General features: G+C 41.0%; 2 protein-coding genes. Both read right to left on the minus strand.

Going from position 1 to position 1903, the window contains the following annotated elements; genetic code table 11:
* The coding region (locus AC29Z1_RS17375; RefSeq protein WP_488272701.1) for an NHL repeat-containing protein at positions 1-922 on the minus strand (922 nt) is incomplete at its 3' end.
* Between the two features lie 4 nt (positions 923-926).
* Positions 927-1730 (minus strand): carbohydrate ABC transporter permease, encoded by an 804-nt coding sequence (locus AC29Z1_RS17380; RefSeq protein ID WP_488272702.1) that lies wholly within the window; start codon positions 1728-1730, stop codon positions 927-929.
* Between the last annotated feature and the right edge of the window lie 173 nt (positions 1731-1903).

Genomic DNA, 1903 nt, shown 5'->3' on the forward strand with positions numbered 1-1903 from the left:
GTGTGACAATGCCCCCAGGCTCTACAGTTAAGTCAATAAAATTGGTTTTTATTGGCTTGCCTTGCAACCAAAGAACATAAGGGTCACCGAACTGTTTTGTAGTCGCGCGCAGCACGTCTTTGCCACTGGGATTCAATTTCCTCAACATATTCTGTGTACAGGTATAGATAAAGTTTTTTTCATCAATAACCATGTTGTTGTATTCAACCGGTACATAGCGCGCCAACTGTTCTCTCATTTCTTTATTCAGGATTTTTTTCCATAAATAATCGGCCAATACTTCTGCGTTTACCGCTACCTTATTTATTCCGAAAAATCCCAGGAATTCACCATCCGGATTGTAGACCACCGCACCATAATATAGCCCCTCTGCTAATACGTAGACATTGCCGGAGGAATCCACCAGAACTTTTTTCGGTGAAAACTTAACATTATTGGGATACAATGGGGTATCTGGTTTTTTAAAAACTTTAATAATTTCACCAGAAGAAGAACTCATAATCACCTGACCAGATTCTTTATCTGCAATCAAAATATGTCCATCATCAGTTACGAATATGCCGCTAAGTTCCTTGCCAAATACATAGGGTGCACCGTCTTTTGTAAACCTGGATATTGTCTGCTGATATTGCAGTTCAGGGGTTAACACAATCACCTGAGCCGTGCCACTATCCAGAATGTAAACTCTTTTGTCCCCGGCAACAAAAATATCAGTGGGTTTCACAAAAGGAGCAATGCCAAGCTGAGAACCATCGATAGCCATCTGCGGAAAATAAGCATCAGGTATAGGCACTGCTTCTTTCCACGAGTTATACGTATATGTGATATAGCTGTCAGCAAAAGAGTTCTGTGTTACCGAAATCAAAAATATGCAGCATACAAGGCAACCAGCCAGGCGCAGAATTTTCCAATTTATTTTCATTGTACTACTCCTTAATACCTGAATGGATCATAGTTTCCATGATACTGCTCTGGGACAATAAAAATGTCACTGTAGGTAGAGCCATCAACAGTACTGATGCCGCAGCCGAAACCCCAGCACGTGCAATTCCACCGGCAGCAATTTGATTAAAAATGGTTGGCAATAACTTTCTTTGCTCTGAATAAATATAGCTGCCCCCGGTCATATTCCAAACGCTTTGTATGCAAAAGATTATAAGTGTCAGCCAGGCAGGCTTCACGTTAGGCATAATAATATCCCAAAGAATCCGATATGTAGAAGCACCGTCCAATTCTGCCGATTCTATCAATGAGTTTGGAAGGCTTTTGATAAATTGGGTCATTAGAAACAATCCAAGTGGGCTGGCAACAGGCGGAAGAACCAGCGCAAATACCGTGTCGATCATTCCAAGCTTTGCCATAACCAGATATCTCATAACATTGACAACGTCGCCAGTAAACAACAGTGAAAGCACAATAATCTCGAAAAAGGCCCTGGAAAAAGGGAATACATATTTCGCTAACACAAAGCCCGCCATAGATGCAAAAAACACATGAAGAGCAGTTGCGGTAATAGTAACGAAAAGGCTGTTTATTAAATACCGCCCAAATGGAACCCATAAGGAGTTGCTCACTTTAAACAAATCTCGAAAATTATCAAGCGTAGGAGAAATCACAAAAAAGCGGGGCGGAAATACAAAAAGCTCTTCCGGAGGTTTGAGGGACTGTAAAACAGAATAAACAAAGGGAAGTATCATAAAAAAACCCATAATTGTCAGCAGCAATATCATTGCAATATTACCGCCCAAAGAACGGTTAATCTTTCTAGTTTTCAGAATCAACCTTGCCGTTCCTCCTTTTCATGAATCCCCGGATACATGGGCAATTAATTTCCTGATTATCGTGTTGGTCAGCAGCATCATCACAAACAGCACAACTGAGATTGAAGCTGCATATCCCATCT

The organism is Sporomusa sp., assembly GCF_057736855.1.